The sequence below is a fragment of the Hasllibacter sp. MH4015 genome (assembly GCF_020177575.1).
Taxonomy (GTDB): domain Bacteria; phylum Pseudomonadota; class Alphaproteobacteria; order Rhodobacterales; family Rhodobacteraceae; genus Gymnodinialimonas.
The window spans coordinates 2,472,884-2,496,850 of sequence record NZ_JAHTBK010000001.1 but is presented as its reverse complement, the minus strand read 5'-3'; the positions used below and the strand labels follow the sequence as shown (position 1 = coordinate 2,496,850).

Here is a 23,967-nt window from a genome sequence, read left to right as displayed (position 1 = left end):
GGTTTGGGAAAGGGGTGCGGCGACGTTGCGGATGTGCGAGATTTTGTGTATAGAGATATGTAATTTGGAGGGTAGGATATGACACGTTTGCTGACGAATGAGATTGCCTCGATCACCGAATTGCGCGAGCCGCAGAAGGTTTTGGCGCGGGCGAACGGCAAGCCGGTGGCGATTTTGAAGAACTCGAAGCCGGTGGCATATTTGGTGCCGGCGGAGTTTGTGCAGGACACGGGTGCGGGGGAGCCTCGGTTTGCGACGATGGAGGAGGTTATGTCCATTCTCCAAGACCGCAAGAACATCGACCAGCCGGTGCTTGATTACCTGAAAGACAAATGAGCTGGGTTCTTTTGCCGACCGAATTGGTCGTGGCGATCCATGATGCTGTGCTGAACCCGGGCGAGCTGCAGGGCTTGGCTTTGGACAAGTCACTGGAGGGTACGTTGGCGCGGGTCGATCATCGGATCGCCTACGGGATGATTGCGGATGTGTTCGATCTTGCTGCGGCCTACGGCGAAGCGGTTTCGCAAGGGCATTGCTTCAACGATGCGAACAAGCGGACGGCTTACGAGGTGATGGTTGTGGTGTTGCAGGCAAATGGCGTGCGGATGGCGTTCGAGCCGGAGGTTATGGGGCCAAAGGTGATCGCGCTGGCGCAGGGGGCGATGAGCGCGGAGGAGATGGCGGGGTGGTTGCGGGAGGTGGGGAAGTAGGTGGTCGATTCAACATACTCGAGTCTTCGAAGCGCATTGCTCTCAGAGCTGACGACCCAATCTGCGGAGGATTTACGCTGGATTGCTTACAAGTCCACAATTCAAGCCTTCCCTCTGGCGATGGCCTCAGAAAGTGACCGTTGGAACGAACAACTTGCGTTGCTGTGCGCGCGGTCGCTTCTGATGGCTGGCCTTGCGCAAGAGAATGCATCGACCGATTTTGTGGACCTCTGTGAGAAGATTGCGACTTCGATCACGCGGTCACTCAATCAAGTGATCTCAAAGGCATACGGTGCATACTCAGAAATATTGCCAGATCACGGGTTCGCCTATGCCTGCGATGCTGCAGCAGGTGCAGTTGCGATCGTACATAAAGCTGATGCGAATATCGCCCTGTGTTGTGCTGAGGCAACAAGTGCAGCGTTTGCGTCGACTGCCCACTCCGGTTCCGGCGACTCCATCTCAGACCGTTCGATCCATTATCCCGGCTCGCTGGATTATTTGCATTCTTTGTTGAGCCTTAGCTCCTTTCCCTTCGCTCAGTTTCAAGGTGAAGCGGATCGACATCTGAGTGGCTCGCGACTATGCGATCCAGACAGTCCGTGGACCTTTTGGGAGCGCTACTATCGGAGTGTCGTCTTGGGGGAACCGTTGCCGAAGGAAATTCGGACGGCTGTAGCACTAATCCCCGATGACATTTGGGAGGCCGGGCCAGAGGCGGTGTCGGAGGAGATCGCACGGATTGAAGCGCGGTTTGCCGTACTCTCAAAGATCGAAGAGATCGAGGATGGTTCGGGCGCAAACCTTGATACCCGGTTCGGGATATGTGGCAATTGCCCGCCGGAACCAACCGGACTGAATTCCGATGCCGTGCAGCAAGTAACTGCCATTTGGAATGCAATCCGGACTCTCCATAATCAAGCATCGTCTTCCGAGCCAAACGCTGAAAGCATTGAAGAAGCCATCGAAGCACTTAACGCCGGATATATGCTTCTCCAAACAAGAGACTATTCCCCTGCGGAGGTTGTCGGACTCGCGATCTTCGCTAATGCGGCCTTTGGTCTCTCGGTTTGGCTACTCAACCCGGCGAACATCCGAGTGCTAACCTCGTTGGCTCAGGACTGGCTGAAGCTCCTGACGTGAAATTCACCAAGCGCGTTAACAGCGGCGTTTGCGCCGCCGCGCCATCGTCGGGCCGCCCCCCGGCACGGCGATATGGTTAGACTGGGTGCTCCGTTCGTTGGGTGCGCTGGCTTGGCCGGTATAAAGTGCCACTGCGCGAATGTTGGATCGCCGAACCGCGGCCCGACAATGGCGCCTGAGGTAAACGGAACTGCAGGCGTCCAAGCGGGTTAACAGCGGGCTTGCCCGCCCCGCCATCGACGGGCCGTCCGGCGGCCTGTCGATTTGATGAGGCTGGGTGCTTCGGTCATAAAATTGAAGAGCTTGGCGGGCATAAACCGCTCCGAAGCGCCGTTGGATCGACAGTCCCCGGCCCGTCGATGGCGGGGCTATCTCATGTCGCATGAATTCCCACCGGCCCTTGCCAATCCCGTGCTACGCTCCCCCTCCAGCCCCAAGGAGCGCGCGCCATGCCCAATGCCATCCCCCTGCGCATCGACGACATCTATGTGCCCGCCAAACGGAAGAAGACGTTGGAGGCGGAGAAGGTCGAGGCGCTGGCCAATGACATTCTGGAGAACGGGCAGACGACTCCCATCCGGGTGCGGGAGGGGAAGGGGCGGTATGTGCTTTTGGAGGGGTATCACCGGCTGGAGGCTCTGCGCGCGCTGGGGGAGGAGCGGGTGACGGTGTTCGTGACGCAGGCGCGATTGCACTAAGGACATCACGCGGGCGCGGTAGCACTGACTAGGACCACACCAACTGCGTCACATGGTAGAAGATCGGGGCCGCGAAGATCACGCTGTCGAGCTGGTCCAGAAGGCCTCCTTGGCCGGGGATTAGGTGGGACCAGTCCTTCACGCCCTTGTCGCGTTTGATCGCGGCGAAGACGAGGCTGCCGAACATGCCGACGATGAAGGAGAGCGCGGCCATCGCCGCCGCGCCGAGCACGCCGAAGGGCGTCACCCAGCTGAGCACGGCCCCGATGAGTGCCGCGGCGAACACGCCCGCCACCATCCCCTCGACCGTCTTGGGGGACAGGTCGGGGGCGATCTTGCGGCGGCCGAAGCGGCGGCCCGCGTAATATTCGAACACGTCGCCCAATTGCACGACCATGGCGAGGAAGACGATCAGCAGGATCGAGCGGTCGGAGCCGTCGGGCATGTCGTAGGTCAGGAGCGCGGGCACGTGGGAGATGCAGAAGACGCAGATCATCAGGCCCCATTGCGTCTCGGCCACGCGGCCCATGAAGTTGGTGGCATCGCCGCGGAGCGCGGAGACGATGGGGAGCAGCAGGAAAGCGTAGACGGGGATGAAGACGGTGAAAAGGGCGGTCCAGTCCAGCGCAACGAACACGTATTGCAGCGGCAGGATGACGAAACATCCCAGCGCCAAAGGCAGGTGATCGGCCCGGCGTTTGCGCGCGAAGGTGAGGAATTCGCGCAAGGCCGCGAAGGAGGCGAAGGCGAAGAGCAGGATGATCCCGATCCGGCCCAGAAGCAGCGCGAGGGTCAGCAGGATCGCGAGGCCCCACCAGGTGTGGACGCGCATCACGAAGGCCTCCACCACCGGGTTGCTTTCGCCGCGCGGCAGGCGGGCGCGCATGCCCTCGCCCGCGATGGTGAAGGCAATGAGGATGCCGAAGACGGCGAGGCCCAGAAGGACGATATCGGTGGTCGTGTCCATGTTCATGGGGCGGGTGCCCCCTGGTCTGGGTCGCGTTTCTCGGGTGGTGCGCTTTGATCCCGCCCCTCCGGGGAAGCCAGCTCGTACCGCCCCTCCGGAGAAGTAAGTTCGTACCGCCCCTCCGGGGCGAGAGCCACGAGCGCGTCGGCGGCCCGTTTGAGGAACGTGTCCTTGTCCTCCCCCTCCGCCACATGGATCGGCGCGCCGAAGGTGACGGTGCAGATGAGCGGCAGGGGAATGATCTCTCCCTTGGGCATGATCTCGTTGAGGTTGGCGACCCAGGTGGGGACCAGATCGACCTCCGGATGGGCGCGGCCCATGTTGTAGAGCCCGGCGCGGAAGGGCAGCAGGGGGTCGTCGGTCATGTTTCGATTGCCCTCGGGGAAGATGATGAGGGAGGAGCCTTCGGATAGCGCCTGGTTGATCTTGGCCATCGGGTCCTCCTCCCGCGCCTCGGGGCGGCGGTCGATGAGGACGCAGTTGAAGACTTCCGGGCCAACAAAGGCGCGCAGCCTGTTCTTGAGCCAGTAATCGGCGGCGGCGACGGGACGCGTCTGGCGGCGCATGTGGCCGGGCAGGACCGTCCAGATCATCGGCATGTCGCCGTTGGAGACATGGTTGGCGTAATAGACGCGTTGCTTGGCCACCGGTTCGATCCCGCGCCAATCGGCGCGCACGGCGGTGATGAAGCGCGCCACGAAGGCCAGCGCGTGGCCGACGGCGCGGGCCGCGATGCGGCGGGGAAGTGACGCAAGGTCAGACATTTGCAGGTTGTGGCAGAGCCGTGGCCGAAAAGGAAGACAAGGCAGTCGAACGACAAACACGTGAATTGACCCAACGGCCCGGTTTGGGGCATATTCCGGCCAGAGCAGAACCGGGCAAAAGACCCGAACACCCCATCCGAGGCGACATTGATGAAACTGATTTATCCCGTCCTTGCGGCCGTATTCCTGGCCGTTCCCACCGCCGTTTCCGCAAATCCGATCCAGAGGGCGTGTAACGCGTCCGACCGCGATGCGAGCCGGGCCACCTGTTCGTGCATCGGGGAGGCGGCGGATGCCACCCTGTCGCGCAGCCAGATGCGCGAGGGCGCACGCTGGTTCGACGACCCGCAGCGCGCGCAGGATGTGCGCCAGTCGGACCGCGCCAGTGACGAGGCGATGTGGCAGGCGTGGCGGACATTCTCCACCCTGGCCGAACAACGCTGCGGCTGAGGCATTTGGCGGTGCTTACGGCGCCGTGAGGGCCTTGGCCCAAGCCGCCGCCGCCTCTTCGATCAGGTCGAGCGCGCCGTCGAAATCGCCCGTGTAATACGGATCCGGCACCGCACCGCCGCCCATTGGCGCGCGAAACAGTTCGATCCGGGCGTTGTCGGGCGCAATCTCTCGCAAGTCGACGAGGTTGGACTCGTCCATGGCGAGGATCAGGTCGAAATCGTTGAAATCCGCGCGCGTGATCTGGCGCGCACGTTGATCGCTCAGGTTGTAGCCACGGGCGGACGCGGCCTCGATCGCCGGCGGATAGGGGGGCTTGCCGACATGCCAGTCCCCGGTTCCGGCGCTGTCGATCCGCAGGTCGGGAAAATGCGCGCGCAACACGGCTTCCGCGGTGGGAGAGCGGCAGATATTGCCGAGACAGACAACGAAGATAGAGTGGGTCATGCCACGTAAGCTCGCCCGCCGTAACACGAAGGACAAGACATGACTTTTCCGAAAACACCCGCTCTTGCCGCTGCCGGCCTTTTGTGGTGCGCGATGGCGCTGACCGCGGCGGCGCAGGATCCGGGTTGGTACAGAACCGGCGAGCGGCTTGACCTTGCCCTGACCGACGACGCGGCGCTGCTTCAGGAAAACCAGGACGACGGTGTCTATTCGGAGATTTACGTGATCGGTGACGTGGCCGCCAATGACGTGCAAATCGTGATCCAGATCTCGACCACGTGGGAAGGGCACCCGGACAGCGCAATGACGCCGGAGCGGTTTGCGGATTTCGCGTTGCAGGGCGCCGCGCAGGCGTGTCCCGATATCAGGCTGGTGGACCGGGAGGAGGGCGGTGTCGCCGCCTTGCCGAGCCACACGCTGAACCTGACCTGTCCGGGGGATGCGGCGCAGGGCGTTCCGGAAACCAGCTATGTGATGGTTGCGGCACGCGGGCCCACGCGGATGCATTTCGCCTCCCTCATCATGGGGCCGGACACGCCCCCGGGATTGCTGATCGACTATGTCGCGCGCATCAACGCGGCCGATATCTGCGAGGTGCCCGCGGGCGAGGTGCGATGCGGTGGCCGTTGATCCGTCCCGCATCGTCGTGCTGACCGGGGCCGGGGTGTCGGCGGAATCCGGGCTGGGCACGTTCCGCGACAAGGACGGGCTTTGGACGAAATACGATCTGGCGGAGGTGGCCACGCCGGAAGGCTTCGCCGCCGATCCCGCCAAGGTTCATGCGTTCTACAATGCCAGGCGGCGCAACGCCCTGGAGGCTGCGCCGAATGCCGCCCATGTTGCATTGGCGCGGTTGGGCGCGGCGGGGGCCGTGATCGTGACCCAGAACGTCGATGACCTGCACGAGCGCGCCGGGGCGCGGGATGTGATCCACATGCACGGGGAGTTGATGCGCGGGCTATGTGCCGCGTGCGGGGCGACATGGGCGCAACAAGGCGATATGGAGCCGGGCGATGCCTGCCCCGATTGCGGCAAGGGCCCCTGCCGCCCCGACATCGTCTGGTTCGGCGAATTCCCCTATCACATGGAGCGCATCGCGGAGGCGATTGCCGCATGTGACCTGTTCGTGGCCATCGGCACCTCGGGGGAGGTCTACCCGGCGGCGGGCTTCGTGGAGGAGGCACGGAGGGCGGGGGCGCGGACGCTGGAGATCAATCTGGAGGCCACCGGCGGGCGGTTCGACGCGCGCTTGATCGGACCGGCGACGGACGTGGTGCCGGGCTGGGTTGCGACGGTGATGGATGGGCGCGGGTGACGCGCCACCGGAGCGGTTTGAGCCTGGAGAGATGACGACCCGCCTCGACCCCACCGCCCCTAGATCCGGGCGCGGCGCAGATCGCGTACCGGTCAACCGTCAGAGGATCCGTGGCCGGAATGGTCGGCCCCGGCATCGCCATCCATGTCTATCCCGCCATCACCGTCGCCGTGACCGACCATAGCATTCACTGCCTCGTTGTCGACGGTGACGGTCACGATCATCGGAACCCAGACGTCGAAGAAGACCAGCATCTCGAACGTATCGCCCTGCTCCAGTGGTTCGGACAGGCCGAGCAGCATGATATGATCCCCGCCCGGTTGCAGGGTGTGGGTTGCGCCACCGGGGATGGAGATACCGTCCTCCAGTTCGACCATGCGCATGACGCCATCATCGGACTGCACATGGGTGTGGATTTCCACCCTGTCGGCCGCATCGCTTTCGACGCGGAACATGCGATCATCCGCGTCCGAGTGATTGCGGACAGACATGTAGATGGCTGCGGTCTGCGCCAGCGGGCTGGCGGCGCGGGCATAGGCATCCTCGATCACCATATGGGCGGAGGCGAGGGCGGGGAGCACGGCAAGGGCCGCGCCCAGAAGGGCGGATTTGAGCTGCATGGGGAACTTCTTTCGCTGCTGTGTCGTCTGGAAATGGAAGGTCGGCTTGGATCAGGCGCGCGGGGGCGCGCGGGCCTGGGCCGTCAGACGGACAGCGCGGGGGGCGAGGTCGGTTGTGGCGGGCGCAGGGGCTGCGCCGATCAGGGTCTCGGGCGGGGCCGAGGGGGCGGTTCCGGGGGCGGACAGGACCACGGGCAGATGGCAGAGCGGGCAATCGGGGGCCGTGATGGTTTCGCCGCCCGCGTCCAGGACCGGAAGGCCCGCCGCATCCAGCAAAATCTGCGGCGCATCCGTGCCGCAATAGCCCCCCGACGCGGCCATGCGCGTTTGCGCCACGACAGCCGAGAGGCCGGTCAGCGTCAGGCAGGCGGCCAGGAAGCCGGTCAGGAGAAGGCGCATCATCATCGGGGGCAGGTGTAGCGCCCCGGACCATCGGTGGCCAAGGCACAAAAACGAGAACGCCCCGCGCGGTATTGTCACCGGCGGGGCGTGCCAATCGGGGATGCGGGTGGGATCAGGCCTGTTCGGCCTGGGCCTTCGCGATCTCTTTCTTGATCTTCAGGGCGCGTTCGCTCAACTCCGCATCCTTGGCTTTCGCCATGAAGGCATCGAGGCCCCCGCGGTGATCGACCGTGCGCAGGGCGGCGTTGGAGATCCGCAGCTTGAATCGGCGATCCAGGATATCGGAGCCAAGGGTCACGTCGCTCAGGTTCGGCAGGAAGCGGCGCTTCGTCTTGTTGTTGGCGTGGGATACGTTGTTGCCCGTCATCGGGCCTTTGCCGGTCAGTTCGCAAACGCGGGACATGGGCGTTCCTCTCATCATCATCTACCGGGGCGGAGGCGGGGCCTGCCGGGCCGGAAACCAAAAGGGCGAGGGACAACGCCCCACGCCCGGAAAACTGAGGGCAGGCATTACGAAGGCGGGGGCGGGGTGTCAAGCCGGGAATCGGGCGCGAAGGGGGATTCACGGGCGCCGCGTTTGTCCCTAGGCTGCGCCGCATGAAGGAAAGCGATCTGTATCCGCCGGTCAAGACCCACCTGGAGGCGCTGGGCTTCGACGTCAAGGCCGAGATCGGCGCGGCCGACGTGGTGGGGTTGCGCGGGGATGACATGGTGGTCGTGGAGTTGAAGCGGGGCTTTTCGCTGGCGCTGTTCCACCAGGGGATCGCCCGGCTGGCGGTCTGCGATTGCGTCTATGTCTGCGTGGCGCGCGGCAAGGGGCGGCCCTGGCTGAAATCCCTGCGCGAGAACGTGAAACTGGCCCGGCGGCTGGGCCTTGGGCTGATGAGCGTGCGGATGGAGACCGGGCTGGTGGAAATCCATTGCGATCCGGGACCCTATGCGCCGCGCAAGGTGGCCCGTCGCAAGCGCGCGATGCTGCGCGAGTTCGAGCGGCGCGAGGGCGATCCCAACCTCGGCGGCATCCGCGGCGCGCGGGTCACGGCCTACCGGCAGGAGGCGACGTTATGCGCGGAATTCCTTGCACTGGCGGGGGAGGCCAGGGGGGCTGAGGTGGCCAAGTCGACCGGCGTGGCACGGGCCACCACGATCATGCGCGACAACCATTACGGCTGGTTCGAGAAGGTCACGATCGGCACCTATCGGTTGAGTGACGCAGGCCGCAGCGTTGCGAGCGCGGGTTAAGGGGGCCTAGGCGTATGCTGCTCAGGCAGGTGCGCGCGGGTCGGATGGTCCTGGACTGGCAGATGGCGGTTCTTGCGGTCGCATAAAGCAAGGACAAGGTGATGCAGACGGAATTCGAGATCAGTACACGGGGGCCTGGATTGTACGAATTCACCCGCGACGTGGCGCGCTGGGTGGCCGGTTCGGGTGACGGGGTTTTGACGCTTATGGTGCGGCACACGTCAGCCTCGTTGCTGATCCAGGAGAATGCCGATCCGGACGTGCAGGTGGATTTGCGGCACTTCTTCGAGCGGTTCGTGCCGCGCGGTGATGATCCGTCGATGGGCTGGCTGACCCATGTGGCGGAGGGCCCCGACGACATGCCCGCCCACATCAAGGCGTCGGTCCTGCCGGTGTCGTTGCAGATCCCGGTGGCGGGCGGGCGGATGCGGCTGGGCACGTGGCAGGGGATTTACCTGTTCGAGCATCGCGACGCCCCGCATTCGCGCCGGATCGCGGCGACATTCATGGCGTTTTGAGGCGCCGGGGCGTCTGTGCAACACCTAGATGCTGTGGCGCGTAAATGGCTCTACCCAATCGGCAGGGGCCTTCGTATAGTGCCTGTGGATAAGAGGGCACCAGCCCCAAGGAACGAGGCAGGCGCAAGGGCTCCCTTCGCGCGACAAGGACAGGAGGGCGCGGCCATGCGCTGCCCATTTTGCGGAAATGTAGACACCCAGGTTAAGGATTCGCGTCCCGCGGAGGATCACGTCGCGATCCGGCGGCGGCGGTTCTGCCCCGCCTGTGCGGGCCGGTTCACGACCTATGAGCGCGTGCAATTGCGCGATCTGGTGGTGATCAAATCCTCCGGGAAGCGGGAGGATTTCGACCGCGACAAGCTGGAACGCTCCATCCGGATCGCGTTGCAGAAGCGGCCCGTGGACCCCGACCGCGTCGATCAGATGATCTCTGGCATGGTGCGGCGGCTGGAAAGCCTGGGCGAGACGGACATTCAATCCAAGGTCATCGGTGAGATCGTGATGGAACGCCTGGCCGCGATTGACACCGTCGCATACGTGCGATTTGCGAGCGTTTACAAGAACTTCCAGGCCACCGGCGATTTCGAGGACTTCTTGTCGGAACTGCGCCCGCCCGCGACCGAACCCGAGAGCTGAGATGTCGGACCGGCGCTGGATGGCTCTGGCGCTGGGTCTGGGCGCGCGCGGGCTTGGCCGGGTCTGGCCGAACCCGGCGGTGGGCTGCGTTCTGGTGCGCGCGGGCCGCGTGGTCGGGCGCGGCTGGACCGCACCGGGCGGCAGGCCGCACGCGGAAATCGTGGCATTGCAACAGGCCGGCGGCGCCGCGCGCGGCGCGACCGCCTATGTCACGCTGGAGCCGTGCAATCATCAAGGACAGACCGGGCCATGCGCGCAGGCCCTGATCGACGCGGGCGTGGCGCGGGTGGTCGTGGCGATGGCGGACCCGAACCCGGTGGCGGGTGGCGGGCTTGACCGGTTGCGCGCGGCGGGGATTGCGGTGGAGAGCGGGGTGCTGGAGGCGCAGGCGGCGGAGGCCCATCGCGGGTTCGTCACGCGCATCCAGGAGGGTCGCCCGATGGTGACGCTGAAACTCGCCACGTCCCTGGACGGGCGGATCGCGACGGCGTCGGGCGAGAGCCAGTGGATCACGGGACCGGAGGCGCGGCGGCGGGTTCACGGCATGAGGATGGTTCACGACGCGGTGCTGGTGGGGGCGGGCACGGCGCGGGCCGACGATCCCTCCCTCACCGTGCGGGGCATGGGGGCGGTGGCGCAGCCGGGGCGGGTGGTGATGTCCCGGCGGCTGGGTGTGTCGGTGGAGAGCAAGCTGGGGCGGTCGGCGCGGGACGTTCCGGTCTGGATGATCCACGGCCCCGACGCGCCTAAGGCGGCGCGCGATGCGTGGCACGCGGCGGGCGCGCGCCTGTTCGAGGTGGCGACCGGTGCAGGCGGTCAGGTGGAGGTCGGCGCGGCGATGCAGGCTCTGGGTGCGGCCGGGCTGACGCGGGTGTTCTGCGAAGGCGGCGGGTCGCTGGCCGCGTCGCTTCTGGGGGCCGATCTGGTTGATGACTTGAGCGTGTTTTCCGGCGGTGCGATGCTGGGGGCGGAAGGGGTGCCGGCCATCGGAGCGCTGGGGATCGCGGCCTTGGCGGAGGCCCCGCGTTTCACCTTGCGCGGGGTGGAACGGGTCGGAGCGGATGCCCTTGCCCATTGGCGGCGTAATCCGGCATAGGTTATGAATGAGCGGAAAATCTGTGGATAAGTCTGTGGGTTTCGCATCTTCGCATTGAGAATGTGTAACTCACCGTCGCCAAAGCCAGCTTTGACTGCTGAACCAACCTTGCAGTTTCGCCAAGGCGCGCAGGCTCGGTTTGCGTGGAACCCCCTCGCCCGAGGCGAGGCGGGTTACGGCCACTTCCACCGGGCAGGGCAGGCCGGTCACGGGGTCAAGGTATCGCGGGTAGTCGATCAGCGCGGCGTGGACGAGGGCGGCGAGCGAAGGCCGCGCCGTGCGACGGTCCGGCACCGGACCAAGGTCGCTCGTCAGGCCCCACCCGGCATAGAACGGCGCGCCGAGCGTGGTGACGGGAATGCCCCGGATCAACGCCTCGAACCCCATGGCGGAGGTCATGGTAACGACCCGGTCGGCGATCGACATAAGCGCCTCCGCCCCCGTCTCAGCCGCGATGTGATCGGCCAGGTCACGGGCAGTGTCGGGAAGCGTGCCGACGCGCAATCCAGCCTCCACATCGGGGTGAGGTTTGTAGATGACGAAGGCCTGCGGGTTGAGCCGCCGCGCGGTGCGCAAAAGCTCCTCATTGGTGTTTACATCGCCCGCGCCAAGCCGGATGGAGGCGTCGTCCTCCACCTGACCGGGGACGAGGATGACCGGTTTACCCTCCGGCAGATCGGGCATGGTGCCGCCCGAGAGGTTGTATTTCGTCAGCCCGGCGCGGCGCAGGCTCTGGATCAGGCGCTCGGCCCGGTCCAGCCGTGCGGGGGGCAGGTCAGAGGCGGCGGCGATGAGCGCCTCCAGCCGATTGGGGCGGGAGGGATCGTAGTAGATGCCGCCGTGATCCAGGACAAGCGACAGGGGCGGCACAAGCTCCGCCCCCAATCCACGGGAGCGCAGAAAGCCATCCTCCACTAGCGACAGGCTGACACCGGCGGCGTCGCAGGCCGCGCGCAGCTCCTGCGTCTCGCGCCCGGCCCAGACCATGACGCCACGTCCGTCGGCGGCGGCCTGTTCTGGCTGATCGGTGAAGCTGATCTTGCCCTGGCTGCCGAAAAACGCCTTGAGGTGGCCGCGTTTCCAGCTGCGCATGCCGACGGCGACATAGCCGCCGCGATCCTCCCGCCACGTGCGCGCTTGCGCCTCCAGCGCGCCGATCACATCCTCCGCCTCCCCCAGCGCATCGGTATAGGGATCATACCAAGTGGGGTGGAGCAGCAGCGCCCCGGCGGCGAGTTGCGCGCGGGTCAGGACCCGTTGACGGCGCGCGGGCGTCGGGCGGCGGTCGTCGGTCAGGCCCCAACCGGCATAGAACGGCACACCAAACGTGACGGGCTTGTGGCCGGCCAGGATCGCCTCGAACCCCGCCTGGGAGGTGACGGTGTAGACGGCGCGCGCATTATCGAACATCTGCCACAGCGGGATCGGCCGATCATCAAGCGTGACATTGGGCGGCAAGGCGGCAGAGTCGAAATGCCCGGCGCGATGGCCGTCGCGGGTTTCGGGATGGGTCTTGATGATGATCTGCGCGTCGGGGTGATCTTCCCGCGCCCAGGTCAGCGCCTCCGCGAAGCTGTCGGGCGTGGCCTGGCCCAGTTCGATGGACGCATCGCCGCGGGTCTGGTCGATCAGCAGGACATAGCCCGGATCGGGGGCCGTCAGGGACGGATCGGTGGCGGAGTATTTCGACAGCTTTGCTTCGGCCATCCGGGCGATCACGTCGCGGGAGCGGTTCAAAAGGGCCGTGTCGTCAAAGGGATGCGTTGCGAGCAGCGTCTCAAGATCGGACGGCCCGCTGGCGTCGAAATAGATGCCGGTCCGGTCGATGACGAGGCCGAGCGGCGGCTCCCCCGACCGACCGGGATGGAGCGAGCGCAGGAAGGCGTCTTCCACGCGGACCAGATGCGCGCCCGTGGCCTTGGCCACCGCTTCCCCGCGCGGGGCGTAGGGAGAATGACCCCAAACGACCACGTCGTCGTCGGCATCGGGTTTTCCGAGTTTCAGGTCATAGCCCGCAAGGGTCAGGATGCGCCGGACGCGGGCATTCGTCAGAAAACCCGCGTTGTAGTGATAGGCCCGGCGCGAGGGCTGTCGCCCGGGATCGCCCATCGGGTCAGTTCGACGTGCCTTGCAGCGCGTCGCCCACACCGGTCACGGAGGTGAGCGTGCCGGTCAGCGCCGAGATGGCGGTGTTGAACTGCGTGATGGGGGCGGAGGTGACGTAAACGGTGTCGCCATCGCGGATCACGAAATCGCGCGCCTCGAACATGCCGGTGGGCGCGGTCAGGTCCAACACGTAGATCATGCGCTGGGTGCCGGTGAGGTCATTGCGCGCCAGCACCAGCTCGGCCAGCTCCTCCGGCTCGTTGCGCAGGATGAAGACGCCGGTCGGGTCGGCCTGCGTCGGGCTGAGGCCACCGACGGAGGCGATCGCGTCGATGGCGGAGATCACTTGCGTGTCGAAGGGCACGACGGTCTGTGCGCCCGTGGCCCCGAGGGCGGTAAAGCGGCGGCTGTCTTCTTCGACCAGGATGCGGTCATCGGGGCGCAGGGCGATGTCGATGGAGGGATCGCGGAAGATGTCCTGGTACCAGACGGTGCCGGAATGCCCGCCCCGCACAACGGTGACGCGCGCAATCTCGTCATTCACGGATGTGCCACCGGCGGCGGCCAACATGCCCGACAACGTGCGCGTGGGTTGTTCGATGGGGAAGATGCCTTGGCTGGCCACATCCCCGGCCACAACGACGGTGGCGCCATTTCCGGCCTCGCGCACCACGATCACTTGGGGATCGGGGGTCTGCTCATCGAGGCTGCGGGTGATGACTTCGCGCAATTGCTCGGGCGTGTTGCCCGCCGCGCGGATACGGCCCGCATAGGGGATGAAGATGAAGCCGGAACTGTCCACCTGAAGCGTCGAGAGGCTGGAGGCATTGGCCCCCTCGTTGGCCAGAAGGCCGTCGCTGACATTCTCGAACACGGTCAGGGTCAGCGTGTCGCCGGGGCGGATCACGTCGGTGTTGGAGACGCCCGCATTGAGCAATTCCTGCGGGAAGCCGAGCGCGGGGACCAGCGATGTTGCGGCGGTCACGCGCTGGTTGACCTCCACCACGAAGGCATCGCCCTGTCGTTGGACCGATCCTTCGAGGATCTGGTTGCGGGTCGGCCCGGCGGAGGGCAGGACGCGGGTGAGGACGTCACACGCGCCAACAGCCACCACACAGGTGATGAGCGCGGCCATGCGCGCGAAACGGGGAACCGTCGATGTCACGGGGATGGCTCCTTTAGCCTGAAACTGCCTCGGTCTCTTTTTTCGTGGGCGAGTGCGTTTTTGCCTCGCTTTGGGGCAGATTAGCGAAATCCGCCCGATCGGGGAAGCCCCCGGGTTTATTTAACCAGTGAAAGGTGTTGCCTTGGTGCCGGTCTGCCAGCGTCAAGGGCATCATAGGGGTCCTCGGAGCTGAGCATCATGTCCACGACCTGGCGCAAAAGCTGCCTGCGCCCGCGGGCCGAATAGTAGCTGCCGGAAATCTGCGACGTCTCCAACAGATAATGGCGATAATCGCGGTAGGCGCGGCTGTCTGGACGGGTCGGTTCCTGGAAAAATGCGGGCAAGGACTGGTCCGAGACGAATTCCGGCTTGAGGTAGACGGCCTGCCCGAAGGCCTTGAGCGGAAGTCCGCGCCACAGCGCCTGCTGCGCGGCGGTGGAGTTCACGGTCACGGCGGACCGTGCATCATTCAGGAGCCGCGCAAGCTTGCCGCCACGCACGTAGTGAATGCGGTCGCTGACGCCGTGGCGCGTGGCGATCCGGCGAATATCGGCCCGGATCGGTGTGCGGCCGTCCTCCAGCGGATGCGCCTTGAAGACAAGGTGGTGGTGCGCCGGTGCGCCATCGGCGAAGCCCGCAATCAGAACCTCCAGAAATTCGGCCATATCCTCGAACGGGCCGTGGTCGCGGAAGCTGGCGTCGTGGGCCAGTTGCAGCAGTGCAAGGTGATAGGGGAAGCCGCCGGTCTTGATCCGGTAGGTGGCCTGCACCCGGTCCATCCACAAAAACGGCATCAGGGCGAGGCGACGCAGGTAGAGGCGGAATTCCTGCCGCACGCTCAGCGCACGGTGCGGGCGGAAGGTGGCATAGGCCTTGTTGGCCAGCAGGACGAAGCCGTGATAGACCGCGCCATAGAAGACGTGCTGGCGCATGTCGCCCCATTTGGCGGGCGCGTCGGGCAGGTCGAGGTCGAGATCCTTGAGCGCACGGCGCATCTGCGCCACGGAGGTCTCCATCAAGCGGGAATGGCCATTGGCCCCGCCCCGTTCATACGTGACCCAATAGGGGCGCAGGTAGCCCTCCTCGAACACATGGACCGTGATGCCGCGGGCGCGCGCCGCCTCGATCGCCTCGGCATGGATCGGGCGCGTGTCGCCGTAGAGCACCAGGTCGGTGATCGACTTCTCGTCAAGCAGCACCGCAATGCGGTCCGGCCAGGCATCGGCCGCGTCGTTGAACGGGATGTAGGTCGCCCGGTCGGGCCAGAAGGCCTGATCGCCGCGGTTGAACCCGACCCGCCAGATCGCGGCACCCGCACGTTCCATCATCTCCGCCAGGCGGCGGAAGAAGGGCCCGTGGGGGCCTTGCAGGAACAGGAACGATCGGTGGGCGTGGCTTGGCGCCATGGGGCGGGGTACTCGGAACAACGTTGCAGGGCGTAATAGCCGCATTTCGTGAACAGGAGCAAAACCCTTGGGCCGGGGCAGGGCGGGATTGTGGCGATGGCGTGGCATCTGGGCCGCTGGACGCTGCCCGCCCCGGCGCGGTAGAGGAAGGAAACGGCAAGGGGAACGGCCATGTTCACAGGCATCATCACCGATCTGGGCGCGGTGCGCGCGCTGGAACATCGCGGCGATCTGCGGGCGCGGATCGGCACGTCCTATGACATGAAAAATGTGGATATGGGCGCCTCCATCGCGTGTGACGGCGTGTGCCTGACGGTGGTGGCGATGGGCGCGGATTGGTTCGATGTCGATATTTCGGCGGAAACGGTATCGAAAACCAACGTAGGCGGCTGGGCGGAGGGCGGTCGCCTGAACCTGGAGCGCGCGCTGAAAGTGGGGGATGAGCTGGGCGGGCATATCGTGTCGGGCCATGTGGACGGCGTGGCGGAGATCGTGGGGATGCAGGACGACGGGGACTCGACGCGCTTCAAGTTCCGCGCGCCCAAGGATCTGGCCCGTTTCATAGCGCCCAAGGGCTCCGTCGCGCTGAACGGGACGTCGTTGACCGTGAATGAGGTCGATGGGGTGGACTTCGGGGTAAACATCATCCCCCACACGAAATCGGTGACGACCTGGGGCGGGGCCAAGATCGGCGATCCGGTGAACCTGGAGATCGACACGCTGGCGCGTTACGTCGCCCGGCTTGTCGATTGGAAGGGTTAGGGACCGGGGTGCGATGAAAAAGGCAATTGTGGTGCAGTCGATCGAGGATTGGTCCGGTCAACGCTGCGTCGATCTGCGGCGCGGGGCGGATGGAGTGTTTTCTTGGGCAGAATGTCGACGCGACCCGGAAGACCGCCATGGCTGGCGGGTCTTGGGACACGGGGCGGACGGGTTCGCGAGCGCGGACGCGGCACGGGCCGACGCGCACGGGAGTGTCGGCTGGATGGAGGATGAGGCATGAGCGGGATCGGACATAATGGCGGGCCGTCGATGGAGCGGGGCGCGGGGTTTCGCAAAGTCGCGTGGACCAAGGCGCGCACGGCCCTGATGCCGGCCCTGCCGCTGGAGGTCGTGCGCCTTCGCGTGAAGCGGGCGCAACGCCTGGGCCTGCCCTACAAGACCTACGCCACGATCCGCGCCGTCAGCGGGCGTGACATCGTGGGGTTCCTGTTTTCCGACAATGCGTTGGGGATGCGCCGCGACGGCGTGTTGCCGGTGGACGCTCGGACGCGGCTCGACGATCTGGACAGCGCGGCCCGACGCCTCGCGGCCCTGCATCCACCGCTGGACCCGGAGCGGGTACTTGCGGGCGGCGGATTCGAGGCCACGGGGCGCGCGCCGGGCCTCTTCACCCCGTGGCGGGAGGCGCGCGAAGGTTTGCGCGACCTAGCCCGGCGAGGCGACGTGCCGTTCGACGGGTTGATCGTTGTGGCCGCCACCACGCTGGAACGCGACTGGTCCGCCAATGCGGGCTTCGGTGGCACGGTGGCGCGTGACGTGATGTTCCCGGGCGCGCCTGCGTCTTGACGCCACCATCTCTGGCCAATCGCGCGAGGTTGGATTATCTGCCCCCCTGTGCGCCGCGCGAAAGGGATGCCCGCCATGAATCAACCGTTTGAGGAGCCCGGCCCCGTCGAGAAGGGGTGGTCCGACGCGATCTCGTCCGTGGAGGAGATCCTGGAGGATGCGCGCAACGGCAAGATGTTCATCCTCGTCGATCACGAGGACCGGGAGAATGAGGGCGACCTGGTGATACCCGCGCAATGGGCGACGCCGGATGTCATCAACTTCATGGCGACACACGGGCGTGGCTTGATCTGCTTGTCCATGACCTCCGACCGCGCGGATCAGCTGGGATTGCAGCTGATGTCGACCAACAATTCTTCGCGCCACGAAACCGCCTTCACCATCTCCATCGAAGCGCGCGAAGGGGTGACGACGGGCATCTCCGCCGCCGACCGCGCCCGGACGGTGCAGGTGGCGATTGATGCGTCCAAGGGCGCGCAGGACATCGCGACGCCGGGCCACGTCTTTCCCCTGCGCGCGCGCGATGGCGGCGTTCTGGTGCGTGCCGGCCATACGGAGGCCGCGGTGGATATCAGCCGCCTTGCGGGCCTGACGCCGGCGGGCGTGATCTGCGAGATCATGAACGAGGACGGGTCCATGGCGCGCCTGCCGGACCTGATCGCGTTTTCCCAGCGCCACAACCTCAAGATCGGCACGATCAGCGACCTGATCGCCTATCGCCGCCGCCACGACAATTTGGTGAAGGTGAAACAGGAAGAGGTCATCGAAAGCGAGTTTGGCGGCCAGTGGACCATGCGGATCTACACTGATGAGACGCAGGGCGCGGAGCATATCGTGCTGATCAAGGGCGACATCTCGGGCGAGGCGCCGGTGCTGGTGCGGATGCATGCGATGGACCCGCTCCTCGACGTAGTGGGAACAGGCCCGCGCGGGCGGGCGGATGAATTCGGCGACGCGATGAAGCTGATCGCGGAGGAGGGGCGCGGGGTGCTGGTGTTGCTGCGCGACCTGACGATGAAGCTGGTCGTAGAGGATGAGGTCAGCCCCCAGACCCTGCGCCAATACGGGCTGGGCGCGCAGATCCTGTCCTCGCTTGGGATCAGTGACATGGTGCTTTTGACCAATTCGCCGCGGCCCAAGGTCGTGGGGCTGGATGCCTACGGATTGTCCATCGTGGGCACCCGCAAAATTTCGGAGCTTGGATAATGGCCGGACATTCCGACAACGATTTGGGGCTGCCGGAGTTTGACCGGCCGGTGAAAGTGGCGATCGTGATCGCGCCCTACTACACCTCGATTTCCGAGGCGCAGCTGGCCGCCGCGCGCGACGTTCTGGACCGCGCCGGGGTCAGCCACGAAACCATCGAGGTGCCGGGATCGCTGGAGGTGCCGACCGCAATAGTGATCGCCCATCGCCTGAGCAATTTCGACGGCTACGTGGCACTCGGCTGCGTGATCCGGGGCGCGACGAGCCATTACGACGTGGTGGTCAATGAAAGCTCCCGCGCGCTGACGATGCTGGGTTTGCAGGGGCTGTGCATCGGCAACGGGATCATCACCGTGGAAAACCGCGACCAGGCCGAGGAGCGGGCCGATGGCGCGCGGCTCAACACCGCAGGCGGCGCGGCGGAGGCGGCGCTGCACCTGATCGCGCTGACCCGGAAATACGGGCGACCCAAGGGCAATCTCGGCTTCCGGCCAAAGGGCACGATCGAGATCGCAGACGGTTCCGGTCAAGACGGATCGGACCAGGCATGAGTGAGACCAAGCCCAAGGGCCCGTCGCGCGAGGAAAAGCGTCAGATGAAATCCGCGGCTCGGCTTTACGCGGTGCAGGCCCTGTTCCAGATGGAGCATTCCAGCCAGACGCTCGATGCCGTGCGCGCGGAGTTCGAGACCCATCGCTTCGGCGCGATCTATGACGGCGACGAAATGGCCGAGGGCGACGTGAATGTCTTCCGCGCGCTTCTGGAAGGGGCGGTGGAGCGGCAGGGTGTGATCGACCAGATGACGGACCGCGCGCTGGTGGCGAAGTGGCCCATCGACCGGATCGACCCAACGCTGCGCGCCCTGTTCCGGGCCGCGGGGGCGGAGCTGACGGCGGGCAAAACGCCGCCCAAGGTCGTGATCGTGGAATTCGTCGACGTGGCGCGTGCGTTCTTTCCCGATGGGAAGGAGCCGAAATTCGTGAACGCGGTTCTGGATCACATGGCGCGCGAGGCCCGGCCCGAGGCGTTCGAGGCCTGAGGGCTTGCGCCCGCAGGCGCGGACGCGGGGCAAATCTCCTGAAATGAGGCTCGGGCACGCGGGGGGGCGGATCATGTCCATTCGGGCGATGGTCCTGTCGGTTTCGCCTGTTCGGGCCGGATTCCGGGGGATCACCCCTCCACTTCCCCCTCGTCCTCGCGCTCGGGCGTGAAGGCAAGGTCGTAGTCCACGAGTTCCTCGGGCAGCAGCACGTAGATCGCCTCGGGCGGGGTGCTGAGCGCGTGTTGCATGATGCGGACATCCACGCCCATGTCATCGAGATGCGCCATCACATCCGCCTGCCCATGCTGAACATCCTCGACGGCGAGGAAGGCGGGCAGGACGGTGTTTTCGCCGAAATAATGCTGGTGGACGCCGACCATCGCGTCGTCTGCGATCGTGCGCGCCACGCCGCCGGCCAAGATGTAGGGACAGGCGGAAAGGCAGATGTCGCCGCCCTCCATCATCGTGTCGAGATCGGCATCGCGGATCGCCTGCCCGATGGCCAGCGCATCCTGAACGGAGCCGCCGGGGGAATGCAGGCGGATCGTGTCGAACGTCGCATCCGCGCCGAGCCATTCGGAGAAGCGGGTGGCGTCGCCGGGTGCAATCGTGCCGGTCACAAGCGCGCTTGTGCCTTCGACCGTGAAGCGCAGGCGGGAAGGCATGTCGCCGGGATCGGGGATCGGCGTCTGGCGATCCGGGTTGCTGCGGTCCCGGCCCGGAAGGTCGCCGGGGCGGAAACGGCGCACCTGGTCCCCCGGTGCGACCGGCGCGTCGAGTTGCGGCGCGGAGGTGCCGGTGAACAGCCGTGGGATCGCGCCGATCAGGTCGGAGCCTGCCAGCACCACCGCCATGGCGATCTGGAAGGCGAGGATCGCGTAGATCGCCCGTTGAACCGTGAAGCCGCGCGGTGCGTCGGGGGGCGGCGACGCCTCAGCCATCGGTGGACCTGACGGAGGGATGGGGCGGCAGCGCGCGGATATTCTCGGGCTCCGCCTCCGGACTGGCGGGCGGTTCCGGGGCGATTGGCGCGGCGGGGGCGGGCGCGGCGGCGGGCCGGTCAAGCGCTTCCATCTCCCGCATCGCGTGCAGCGCGGAGCGTAACTCGGCCAGTGTCAGCGTATCTTCCGCCGGGATATCGCCCCGCCCGGTGCGGATGGCGCTTTGCGTGACCATCAGGATCAGGACCAGGACGGCCGGCAGAAGGTCGATGGCGATCGCCCCGGCCCAAGACGGCACGAAATTGCCCGCGTAAAGGATCACCGCATCGGCCGAGGAGATCGGCGTATAGAGCACTTCGGGGGCCGCGGGACGGGCGAGGACCTGTTCGGCCGCTTCCTCCAGCGACGCGGCGCGAAGTGCCAGGACCTGAAGCACGGAAGAGATGGTGGATTGCTGCGCGTTCTGCCCCGCCACGCCGGATGCATCCAGTTCCGGCAAGACGACGGAGGCCGACAGATCCTCCGCCGCGCGGTCCACCAGTGGGGCGACGGAGAGCTGGCGCAGCGTGCTGACCAGACCGGCCAAGCGCACGGCATCTTCGGAAAACGCGACGGAGCGTGCTTCCACCGCGCCGGGCTCCACGATCAGGGCGCGCATCCGGCTGAGGATGGCGTTGCCCTCGTCAAACGCGGCTTCGATCAGTGGGGCCTGGGCTTGGATCTGGGTCTCCAACGCGGCCAGCTCCTCCGCCTTTTGGCGCAGGACGCGGAACACGGCACCGCGGCCCGCAAGGCCCGAGAGATCGCCCGCGGCTTCCTGCTCCGACAAATCCTCGAAGCTTTGACGCACACGGGTCACGTCGCGTTCAAGAGCCTGGGCGCTGACCGCCGTGTCATGGGCCTGTTCCAGCGCCTGCTGGTATTCCTGCACGGTCTGGGCAAGGTGCTGTTCCACCGCCGCCGATCCCGCCAAGGCGGCGGCGTTCAGCCAGGACGACATCGCGATGATCGCAAGCGACCCCAGCGCCATCGCGCCCATCAGCTTGAGTTTCGCGCCCGCCGTGCGCATCGCGGGCAGAAGCCGCATCAGGTAAGACCAGAAAACGAAAATCCCCACCGACACCGCGATGGAATAGGCCGAGGCCGCGAAAAAAGACATCGCGCCGGTATCATCGAGAAGCGAGGAGACGCCGAGATAGGTGTAGATGCCCGACGCGGTGGCCAGCACTGCCAGAGCCGCGCCCGAAAAACTGTCGAGCCATGTCAGGTGGCCTTGCAATTCGCGGGCATGGGCCAAGCCCTGAGGATCGCGGGCGGGGGGATTGGTGTCGGGCATGGGGCAGGCGGCTCCGGTCTGGGGTCTGGCAGTGCATATAGAGCCTGAGGGCCGGGACCCCAAGCGTGACACGCGGAAAGGTGCTGATGCCAATGGCGAGACTGGGCGCGGTGCGGGGACCGTGGTAGAATAGTAATAACGCCATCGACACCATCAAAGGGACTTGTGCCATGCCCGATCACATCCGGTTCATCTTGCGCCACGCCGCCTGGGGCGGGCTGGTCGCCATCGCCTTCGTCGCCGGGCTTCTGGTGCTGAATGTCGGCAATCTCTGGCACCTCGTGACGCACACCTCCGAAGGGATGCTCGCCGTGATCGTGCTGACGATCCTGTGCTGGATCACCTTCGGGTCGGTCCAGATCGGCATCCGCATCATGGCCCTGGCGAAGGACGACGATCAGGGCGGCGGAACGCGCGCGCCAGAGCGCGTGGCCTCAACCGTCCCCATCAGGGTGCGCGCCGATCGGCAGGAAGGGTGACGGGGACCGCCGCAACCGTAGAGGCGTTTATTCCCGAGGACCTGTATATACAGGTGGGCGCCGGATAACCGAACCACGGCCCGGCCAGAGCCAGCTCCCTCGGATTTGCTTAAGGCCACCGGAATGTTGCCACAGGCACGAATTGGGCAGACCCGTCGGGAAGCGACATAGGCCCGCCCGAGAGCCGGGACAAGGGCGCGCGCCCGTGGTGCCACTTATTCGTCTGCCACCGCCTTGCGCATCCGGACCAGGTGATCGTCCCATCCGGCATCGAACGCGGTAAGCAGACCGAAGGCCTCCGCGCCGTCCGGAATGCCGTCGTGACGAAGATGCAGGCGCGTGCCGGCCTCCACCGCCGTCAGCGTCCACGTCACCTCCGTCATCAAACCGCCCATGGGACGCGCGGTGAAGCTCATCGACAGGCGGTTGGGGGCCTCGGCGTGCCGCACCTCGCCCCAGACAAGCGGCGCGCCGTCCGATCCGGCCATGGAGAAGGGACCGGGCGTGGCAAGGCTACTTTCGGGCCGGTGAAACCACACGGCCAGCTTGTCGGGATCGGTCAGGTGCGCCCAGACCTCCGCGGGCGGGGCCGCAAGGATCAGGGTCTTCTCGATGGCATGGGTGCTCATGGTGCGGAGTCCTTTTCGACGGCGGTTTTGAGGGCGGAGAGCTTCTCGTCCCAGAATTGATCGAAGATCCCCAGCCAGTCGCGGATGGGTGCCATCGCCTCGGGGTTGAGGCTGTTGATGCGCTCCCGCCCCCGCGCCTCCACCCGGATCAGGCCACCATCGCTCAATACATTGAGGTGCTTTTTCACCGCCGCGCGGGTCATGTCGTAGTGCTGCGCGACCTCTGCGATGGTCATGTCCTTGCCGCGTAACATCATCAGGATGTCGCGCCGGGTCGGGTCCGACAGGGCGCGGAAAACGGGCTGCGCGCCGCTCATGGTGTCACCGGGCGGGAATGTGGGTTTGCGGCGTCGCCGGTACGCTCGTGCATTGGTGCGGTGCGCGCCGAGGTGGCACGCACCATCGACAGCGGGGCGCGCGATCGCGCCTTGCCGAACGGCGTGTTGCCGGACAGGGGGCACGCGGGTGGCGCCGGGGGCGGCGAATGTCGCATCTGTACCTCTAAATGATACCGTTTGGTATCTCGACTTATATGTAACCGAAAGGTATCACGTCAAGCGCGAAATCTCTTGCGCTTTGTTCACCTATTGTTCATGTTCTAGGGATGCGTGACGATGCCACCGATCCCGTCCTGATGCCCGGCCAGTTGCTGGCGCGCGGCGTGTGCCGCCATCTGCGCGCCCATGATTTCGTCACGCTGGAAGAATTCACGCCCGAACGGGGCAAACGGCTCGACGTGATGGCCATGGGGCCGAAAGGCGAATTGTGGGTGGTGGAGTGCAAATCCTCCCGCGTGGACTTCACCTCCGATGCGAAATGGGAGGGCTATCTGGAATGGGGCGACCGCTATTTTTGGGCGGTGGATGCGGATTTCCCGACGGAACTGCTGCCCGACGGGACCGGCCTGATCATCGCGGATGCCTATGACGCGGAAATCCTGCGCATGGGGCCGGAGACGAAGCTGGCCGGGGCGCGGCGCAAGGCGGTGACGCAGAAATTCGCGCGCCACGCGGCGATGCGCCTGCACGGGTTCCGCGATCCGGCGGCGGTGTTCGAGTTTTGAGGTCTCGGGTTTGAGCC

Annotated in this window: 32 protein-coding genes and 1 other RNA gene; 19 read left to right on the top strand and 14 right to left on the bottom strand. The window is 65.8% G+C overall.

The features are described 5' to 3' along the window. The first annotated feature begins 78 nt into the window (after nt 1–78). The 4 genes from KUW62_RS12875 (at nt 79) to KUW62_RS12860 (ending at nt 2,551) form a co-directional block, all read left to right on the top strand. A complete protein-coding gene (locus KUW62_RS12875) occupies nt 79–336 on the top strand; it encodes a hypothetical protein (protein WP_224815869.1) in 258 nt (85 codons plus the stop codon). After that, nucleotides 333–710, top strand: a complete 378-nt coding sequence (locus KUW62_RS12870; protein ID WP_224815868.1) for a type II toxin-antitoxin system death-on-curing family toxin — start codon at nt 333–335, stop codon at nt 708–710. Before KUW62_RS12875 ends, KUW62_RS12870 begins: the two co-directional genes overlap by 4 nt. Continuing rightward, nucleotides 711–1,853 (top strand): hypothetical protein, encoded by a 1,143-nt coding sequence (locus KUW62_RS12865; protein ID WP_224815867.1) that lies wholly within the window; start codon nt 711–713, stop codon nt 1,851–1,853. 449 nt (nt 1,854–2,302) lie between these two features. Beyond that, complete coding sequence (locus KUW62_RS12860; RefSeq protein WP_224815866.1) at nt 2,303–2,551, top strand: ParB/RepB/Spo0J family partition protein; 249 nt, start codon at nt 2,303–2,305, stop codon at nt 2,549–2,551. A 28-nt stretch (nt 2,552–2,579) separates the two neighbouring features. Here KUW62_RS12860 and KUW62_RS12855 read toward each other — a convergent pair whose 3' ends face one another. Together KUW62_RS12855 and KUW62_RS12850 are read right to left on the bottom strand one after the other, a co-directional pair. Next, a complete protein-coding gene (locus tag KUW62_RS12855; RefSeq protein WP_224815865.1) occupies nt 2,580–3,524 on the bottom strand; it encodes a phosphatidate cytidylyltransferase in 945 nt (314 codons plus the stop codon). Beyond that, a complete protein-coding gene (locus KUW62_RS12850) occupies nt 3,521–4,282 on the bottom strand; it encodes a 1-acyl-sn-glycerol-3-phosphate acyltransferase (RefSeq protein ID WP_224815864.1) in 762 nt (253 codons plus the stop codon). Before KUW62_RS12850 ends, KUW62_RS12855 begins: the two co-directional genes overlap by 4 nt. Nucleotides 4,283–4,432: 150 nt before the next feature. On the opposite strand from KUW62_RS12850, the gene KUW62_RS12845 reads away from it, so the two are divergent. Beyond that, nucleotides 4,433–4,732, top strand: a complete 300-nt coding sequence (locus KUW62_RS12845; protein ID WP_224815863.1) for a hypothetical protein — start codon at nt 4,433–4,435, stop codon at nt 4,730–4,732. 15 nt (nt 4,733–4,747) lie between these two features. Here the strand turns inward: KUW62_RS12845 and KUW62_RS12840 are convergent, their stop codons facing one another. Then, entirely contained in the window at nt 4,748–5,179 is a 432-nt protein-coding gene (locus KUW62_RS12840; RefSeq protein WP_224815862.1) for a low molecular weight protein-tyrosine-phosphatase, read from the bottom strand. Between the two features lie 39 nt (nt 5,180–5,218). On the opposite strand from KUW62_RS12840, the gene KUW62_RS12835 reads away from it, so the two are divergent. Both KUW62_RS12835 and KUW62_RS12830 read left to right on the top strand, forming a co-directional pair. Continuing rightward, nucleotides 5,219–5,809, top strand: coding sequence for a hypothetical protein (locus KUW62_RS12835; RefSeq protein WP_224815861.1), 591 nt, complete (start codon nt 5,219–5,221; stop codon nt 5,807–5,809). Next, on the top strand, nt 5,799–6,494 hold the full coding sequence (locus KUW62_RS12830; protein WP_224815860.1) for an NAD-dependent deacylase: 696 nt from the start codon (nt 5,799–5,801) through the stop codon (nt 6,492–6,494). The genes KUW62_RS12835 and KUW62_RS12830 overlap by 11 nt, the downstream gene beginning before the upstream one ends. A 92-nt stretch (nt 6,495–6,586) precedes the next feature. On the opposite strand, the gene KUW62_RS12825 is transcribed toward KUW62_RS12830, so the two are convergent. From KUW62_RS12825 to rpmB, 3 genes are all read right to left on the bottom strand, one after another. Continuing rightward, nucleotides 6,587–7,114 (bottom strand): copper chaperone PCu(A)C, encoded by a 528-nt coding sequence (locus KUW62_RS12825; protein WP_224815859.1) that lies wholly within the window; start codon nt 7,112–7,114, stop codon nt 6,587–6,589. 51 nt (nt 7,115–7,165) lie between these two features. Next, nucleotides 7,166–7,519 carry a hypothetical protein gene (locus tag KUW62_RS12820; RefSeq protein ID WP_224815858.1) on the bottom strand — a complete coding sequence of 118 codons (354 nt, stop codon included), beginning with the start codon at nt 7,517–7,519 and terminating at the stop codon, nt 7,166–7,168. A 109-nt stretch (nt 7,520–7,628) separates the two neighbouring features. Then, the gene (gene rpmB / locus KUW62_RS12815; protein ID WP_224815857.1) at nt 7,629–7,919 is read right to left on the bottom strand and encodes a 50S ribosomal protein L28; all 291 of its coding nucleotides are present in this window, start codon (nt 7,917–7,919) and stop codon (nt 7,629–7,631) included. A gap of 194 nt (nt 7,920–8,113) precedes the next feature. On the opposite strand from rpmB, the gene KUW62_RS12810 reads away from it, so the two are divergent. The 4 genes from KUW62_RS12810 (at nt 8,114) to ribD (ending at nt 11,008) form a co-directional block, all read left to right on the top strand. Further along, nucleotides 8,114–8,758, top strand: coding sequence for a DUF2161 domain-containing phosphodiesterase (locus tag KUW62_RS12810; RefSeq protein ID WP_224815856.1), 645 nt, complete (start codon nt 8,114–8,116; stop codon nt 8,756–8,758). Nucleotides 8,759–8,859: 101 nt separating this feature from the next. Continuing rightward, nucleotides 8,860–9,276, top strand: a complete 417-nt coding sequence (locus tag KUW62_RS12805; RefSeq protein WP_224815855.1) for a secondary thiamine-phosphate synthase enzyme YjbQ — start codon at nt 8,860–8,862, stop codon at nt 9,274–9,276. A gap of 165 nt (nt 9,277–9,441) precedes the next feature. Further along, a complete protein-coding gene (gene nrdR, locus KUW62_RS12800; RefSeq protein ID WP_224815854.1) occupies nt 9,442–9,912 on the top strand; it encodes a transcriptional regulator NrdR in 471 nt (156 codons plus the stop codon). 1 nt (nt 9,913) lies between these two features. After that, nucleotides 9,914–11,008, top strand: a complete 1,095-nt coding sequence (gene ribD, locus KUW62_RS12795; protein WP_224815853.1) for a bifunctional diaminohydroxyphosphoribosylaminopyrimidine deaminase/5-amino-6-(5-phosphoribosylamino)uracil reductase RibD — start codon at nt 9,914–9,916, stop codon at nt 11,006–11,008. A gap of 69 nt (nt 11,009–11,077) precedes the next feature. Here the strand turns inward: ribD and KUW62_RS12790 are convergent, their stop codons facing one another. The 3 genes from KUW62_RS12790 to KUW62_RS12780 all read right to left on the bottom strand — a co-directional run bounded on the left by KUW62_RS12790 (nt 11,078) and on the right by KUW62_RS12780 (nt 15,685). Further along, nucleotides 11,078–13,117: a capsular polysaccharide biosynthesis protein gene (locus KUW62_RS12790; protein WP_224815852.1), complete on the bottom strand. Its 2,040-nt coding sequence runs from the start codon at nt 13,115–13,117 to the stop codon at nt 11,078–11,080. A gap of 4 nt (nt 13,118–13,121) precedes the next feature. Next, on the bottom strand, nt 13,122–14,279 hold the full coding sequence (locus tag KUW62_RS12785) for a polysaccharide biosynthesis/export family protein (RefSeq protein ID WP_224815851.1): 1,158 nt from the start codon (nt 14,277–14,279) through the stop codon (nt 13,122–13,124). Nucleotides 14,280–14,395: 116 nt separating this feature from the next. Beyond that, nucleotides 14,396–15,685 carry a capsule biosynthesis protein gene (locus tag KUW62_RS12780; RefSeq protein ID WP_224815850.1) on the bottom strand — a complete coding sequence of 430 codons (1,290 nt, stop codon included), beginning with the start codon at nt 15,683–15,685 and terminating at the stop codon, nt 14,396–14,398. A 171-nt stretch (nt 15,686–15,856) separates the two neighbouring features. Between KUW62_RS12780 and KUW62_RS12775 the strand changes: the two genes are divergently transcribed. The 6 genes from KUW62_RS12775 (at nt 15,857) to nusB (ending at nt 19,499) form a co-directional block, all read left to right on the top strand. Then, nucleotides 15,857–16,447 (top strand): riboflavin synthase, encoded by a 591-nt coding sequence (locus KUW62_RS12775; RefSeq protein ID WP_224815849.1) that lies wholly within the window; start codon nt 15,857–15,859, stop codon nt 16,445–16,447. Nucleotides 16,448–16,460: 13 nt separating this feature from the next. Next, the gene (locus tag KUW62_RS12770; protein WP_224815848.1) at nt 16,461–16,688 is read left to right on the top strand and encodes a hypothetical protein; all 228 of its coding nucleotides are present in this window, start codon (nt 16,461–16,463) and stop codon (nt 16,686–16,688) included. Continuing rightward, a complete protein-coding gene (locus KUW62_RS12765; protein ID WP_224815847.1) occupies nt 16,685–17,254 on the top strand; it encodes a hypothetical protein in 570 nt (189 codons plus the stop codon). Before KUW62_RS12770 ends, KUW62_RS12765 begins: the two co-directional genes overlap by 4 nt. Nucleotides 17,255–17,329: 75 nt before the next feature. Next, nucleotides 17,330–18,460, top strand: a complete 1,131-nt coding sequence (gene ribB / locus KUW62_RS12760) for a 3,4-dihydroxy-2-butanone-4-phosphate synthase (protein ID WP_224815846.1) — start codon at nt 17,330–17,332, stop codon at nt 18,458–18,460. Next, nucleotides 18,460–19,011: a 6,7-dimethyl-8-ribityllumazine synthase gene (locus KUW62_RS12755; RefSeq protein WP_224815845.1), complete on the top strand. Its 552-nt coding sequence runs from the start codon at nt 18,460–18,462 to the stop codon at nt 19,009–19,011. The genes ribB and KUW62_RS12755 overlap by 1 nt, the downstream gene beginning before the upstream one ends. After that, complete coding sequence (gene nusB, locus KUW62_RS12750) at nt 19,008–19,499, top strand: transcription antitermination factor NusB (protein ID WP_224815844.1); 492 nt, start codon at nt 19,008–19,010, stop codon at nt 19,497–19,499. The genes KUW62_RS12755 and nusB overlap by 4 nt, the downstream gene beginning before the upstream one ends. Nucleotides 19,500–19,630: 131 nt before the next feature. On the opposite strand, the gene KUW62_RS12745 is transcribed toward nusB, so the two are convergent. Both KUW62_RS12745 and KUW62_RS12740 read right to left on the bottom strand, forming a co-directional pair. Further along, nucleotides 19,631–20,443: a hypothetical protein gene (locus KUW62_RS12745; protein ID WP_224815843.1), complete on the bottom strand. Its 813-nt coding sequence runs from the start codon at nt 20,441–20,443 to the stop codon at nt 19,631–19,633. Further along, complete coding sequence (locus tag KUW62_RS12740; protein ID WP_224815842.1) at nt 20,436–21,779, bottom strand: hypothetical protein; 1,344 nt, start codon at nt 21,777–21,779, stop codon at nt 20,436–20,438. The genes KUW62_RS12745 and KUW62_RS12740 overlap by 8 nt, the downstream gene beginning before the upstream one ends. A 170-nt stretch (nt 21,780–21,949) precedes the next feature. Between KUW62_RS12740 and KUW62_RS12735 the strand changes: the two genes are divergently transcribed. Continuing rightward, on the top strand, nt 21,950–22,258 hold the full coding sequence (locus tag KUW62_RS12735) for a hypothetical protein (RefSeq protein ID WP_224815841.1): 309 nt from the start codon (nt 21,950–21,952) through the stop codon (nt 22,256–22,258). Here the strand turns inward: KUW62_RS12735 and ssrS are convergent. The 3 genes from ssrS to KUW62_RS12720 all read right to left on the bottom strand — a co-directional run bounded on the left by ssrS (nt 22,258) and on the right by KUW62_RS12720 (nt 23,204). Beyond that, a non-coding RNA gene (gene ssrS / locus KUW62_RS12730) (6S RNA) lies at nt 22,258–22,414 on the bottom strand. The two genes, KUW62_RS12735 and ssrS, sit on opposite strands and share 1 nt — an antisense overlap. Before the next feature lie 59 nt (nt 22,415–22,473). Further along, nucleotides 22,474–22,887: an SRPBCC domain-containing protein gene (locus tag KUW62_RS12725; protein ID WP_224815840.1), complete on the bottom strand. Its 414-nt coding sequence runs from the start codon at nt 22,885–22,887 to the stop codon at nt 22,474–22,476. Then, nucleotides 22,884–23,204, bottom strand: coding sequence for a helix-turn-helix transcriptional regulator (locus tag KUW62_RS12720; RefSeq protein WP_224815839.1), 321 nt, complete (start codon nt 23,202–23,204; stop codon nt 22,884–22,886). Before KUW62_RS12720 ends, KUW62_RS12725 begins: the two co-directional genes overlap by 4 nt. A gap of 287 nt (nt 23,205–23,491) precedes the next feature. Between KUW62_RS12720 and KUW62_RS12715 the strand changes: the two genes are divergently transcribed. Continuing rightward, complete coding sequence (locus tag KUW62_RS12715; RefSeq protein WP_224815838.1) at nt 23,492–23,950, top strand: MmcB family DNA repair protein; 459 nt, start codon at nt 23,492–23,494, stop codon at nt 23,948–23,950. The last annotated feature ends 17 nt before the right edge of the window (nt 23,951–23,967 follow it).

Excerpts from the sequence above, each read along its gene's own strand:
- KUW62_RS12875 (WP_224815869.1), top strand. The coding sequence starts at position 79 with ATGACACGTTTGCTGACGAATGAGATTGCCTCGATCACCGAATTGCGC.
- KUW62_RS12870 (WP_224815868.1), top strand. The coding sequence starts at position 333 with ATGAGCTGGGTTCTTTTGCCGACCGAATTGGTCGTGGCGATCCATGAT.
- KUW62_RS12860 (WP_224815866.1), top strand. The coding sequence starts at position 2,303 with ATGCCCAATGCCATCCCCCTGCGCATCGACGACATCTATGTGCCCGCC.
- KUW62_RS12855 (WP_224815865.1), bottom strand. The coding sequence starts at position 3,524 with ATGAACATGGACACGACCACCGATATCGTCCTTCTGGGCCTCGCCGTC.
- KUW62_RS12850 (WP_224815864.1), bottom strand. The coding sequence starts at position 4,282 with ATGTCTGACCTTGCGTCACTTCCCCGCCGCATCGCGGCCCGCGCCGTC.
- KUW62_RS12845 (WP_224815863.1), top strand. The coding sequence starts at position 4,433 with ATGAAACTGATTTATCCCGTCCTTGCGGCCGTATTCCTGGCCGTTCCC.
- KUW62_RS12840 (WP_224815862.1), bottom strand. The coding sequence starts at position 5,179 with ATGACCCACTCTATCTTCGTTGTCTGTCTCGGCAATATCTGCCGCTCT.
- KUW62_RS12835 (WP_224815861.1), top strand. The coding sequence starts at position 5,219 with ATGACTTTTCCGAAAACACCCGCTCTTGCCGCTGCCGGCCTTTTGTGG.
- KUW62_RS12825 (WP_224815859.1), bottom strand. The coding sequence starts at position 7,114 with ATGCAGCTCAAATCCGCCCTTCTGGGCGCGGCCCTTGCCGTGCTCCCC.
- KUW62_RS12820 (WP_224815858.1), bottom strand. The coding sequence starts at position 7,519 with ATGATGATGCGCCTTCTCCTGACCGGCTTCCTGGCCGCCTGCCTGACG.
- rpmB (WP_224815857.1), bottom strand. The coding sequence starts at position 7,919 with ATGTCCCGCGTTTGCGAACTGACCGGCAAAGGCCCGATGACGGGCAAC.
- KUW62_RS12810 (WP_224815856.1), top strand. The coding sequence starts at position 8,114 with ATGAAGGAAAGCGATCTGTATCCGCCGGTCAAGACCCACCTGGAGGCG.
- KUW62_RS12805 (WP_224815855.1), top strand. The coding sequence starts at position 8,860 with ATGCAGACGGAATTCGAGATCAGTACACGGGGGCCTGGATTGTACGAA.
- nrdR (WP_224815854.1), top strand. The coding sequence starts at position 9,442 with ATGCGCTGCCCATTTTGCGGAAATGTAGACACCCAGGTTAAGGATTCG.
- ribD (WP_224815853.1), top strand. The coding sequence starts at position 9,914 with ATGTCGGACCGGCGCTGGATGGCTCTGGCGCTGGGTCTGGGCGCGCGC.
- KUW62_RS12790 (WP_224815852.1), bottom strand. The coding sequence starts at position 13,117 with ATGGGCGATCCCGGGCGACAGCCCTCGCGCCGGGCCTATCACTACAAC.
- KUW62_RS12780 (WP_224815850.1), bottom strand. The coding sequence starts at position 15,685 with ATGGCGCCAAGCCACGCCCACCGATCGTTCCTGTTCCTGCAAGGCCCC.
- KUW62_RS12775 (WP_224815849.1), top strand. The coding sequence starts at position 15,857 with ATGTTCACAGGCATCATCACCGATCTGGGCGCGGTGCGCGCGCTGGAA.
- KUW62_RS12770 (WP_224815848.1), top strand. The coding sequence starts at position 16,461 with ATGAAAAAGGCAATTGTGGTGCAGTCGATCGAGGATTGGTCCGGTCAA.
- KUW62_RS12765 (WP_224815847.1), top strand. The coding sequence starts at position 16,685 with ATGAGCGGGATCGGACATAATGGCGGGCCGTCGATGGAGCGGGGCGCG.
- ribB (WP_224815846.1), top strand. The coding sequence starts at position 17,330 with ATGAATCAACCGTTTGAGGAGCCCGGCCCCGTCGAGAAGGGGTGGTCC.
- KUW62_RS12755 (WP_224815845.1), top strand. The coding sequence starts at position 18,460 with ATGGCCGGACATTCCGACAACGATTTGGGGCTGCCGGAGTTTGACCGG.
- nusB (WP_224815844.1), top strand. The coding sequence starts at position 19,008 with ATGAGTGAGACCAAGCCCAAGGGCCCGTCGCGCGAGGAAAAGCGTCAG.
- KUW62_RS12745 (WP_224815843.1), bottom strand. The coding sequence starts at position 20,443 with ATGGCTGAGGCGTCGCCGCCCCCCGACGCACCGCGCGGCTTCACGGTT.
- KUW62_RS12740 (WP_224815842.1), bottom strand. The coding sequence starts at position 21,779 with ATGCCCGACACCAATCCCCCCGCCCGCGATCCTCAGGGCTTGGCCCAT.
- KUW62_RS12735 (WP_224815841.1), top strand. The coding sequence starts at position 21,950 with ATGCCCGATCACATCCGGTTCATCTTGCGCCACGCCGCCTGGGGCGGG.
- KUW62_RS12725 (WP_224815840.1), bottom strand. The coding sequence starts at position 22,887 with ATGAGCACCCATGCCATCGAGAAGACCCTGATCCTTGCGGCCCCGCCC.
- KUW62_RS12720 (WP_224815839.1), bottom strand. The coding sequence starts at position 23,204 with ATGAGCGGCGCGCAGCCCGTTTTCCGCGCCCTGTCGGACCCGACCCGG.
- KUW62_RS12715 (WP_224815838.1), top strand. The coding sequence starts at position 23,492 with ATGCGTGACGATGCCACCGATCCCGTCCTGATGCCCGGCCAGTTGCTG.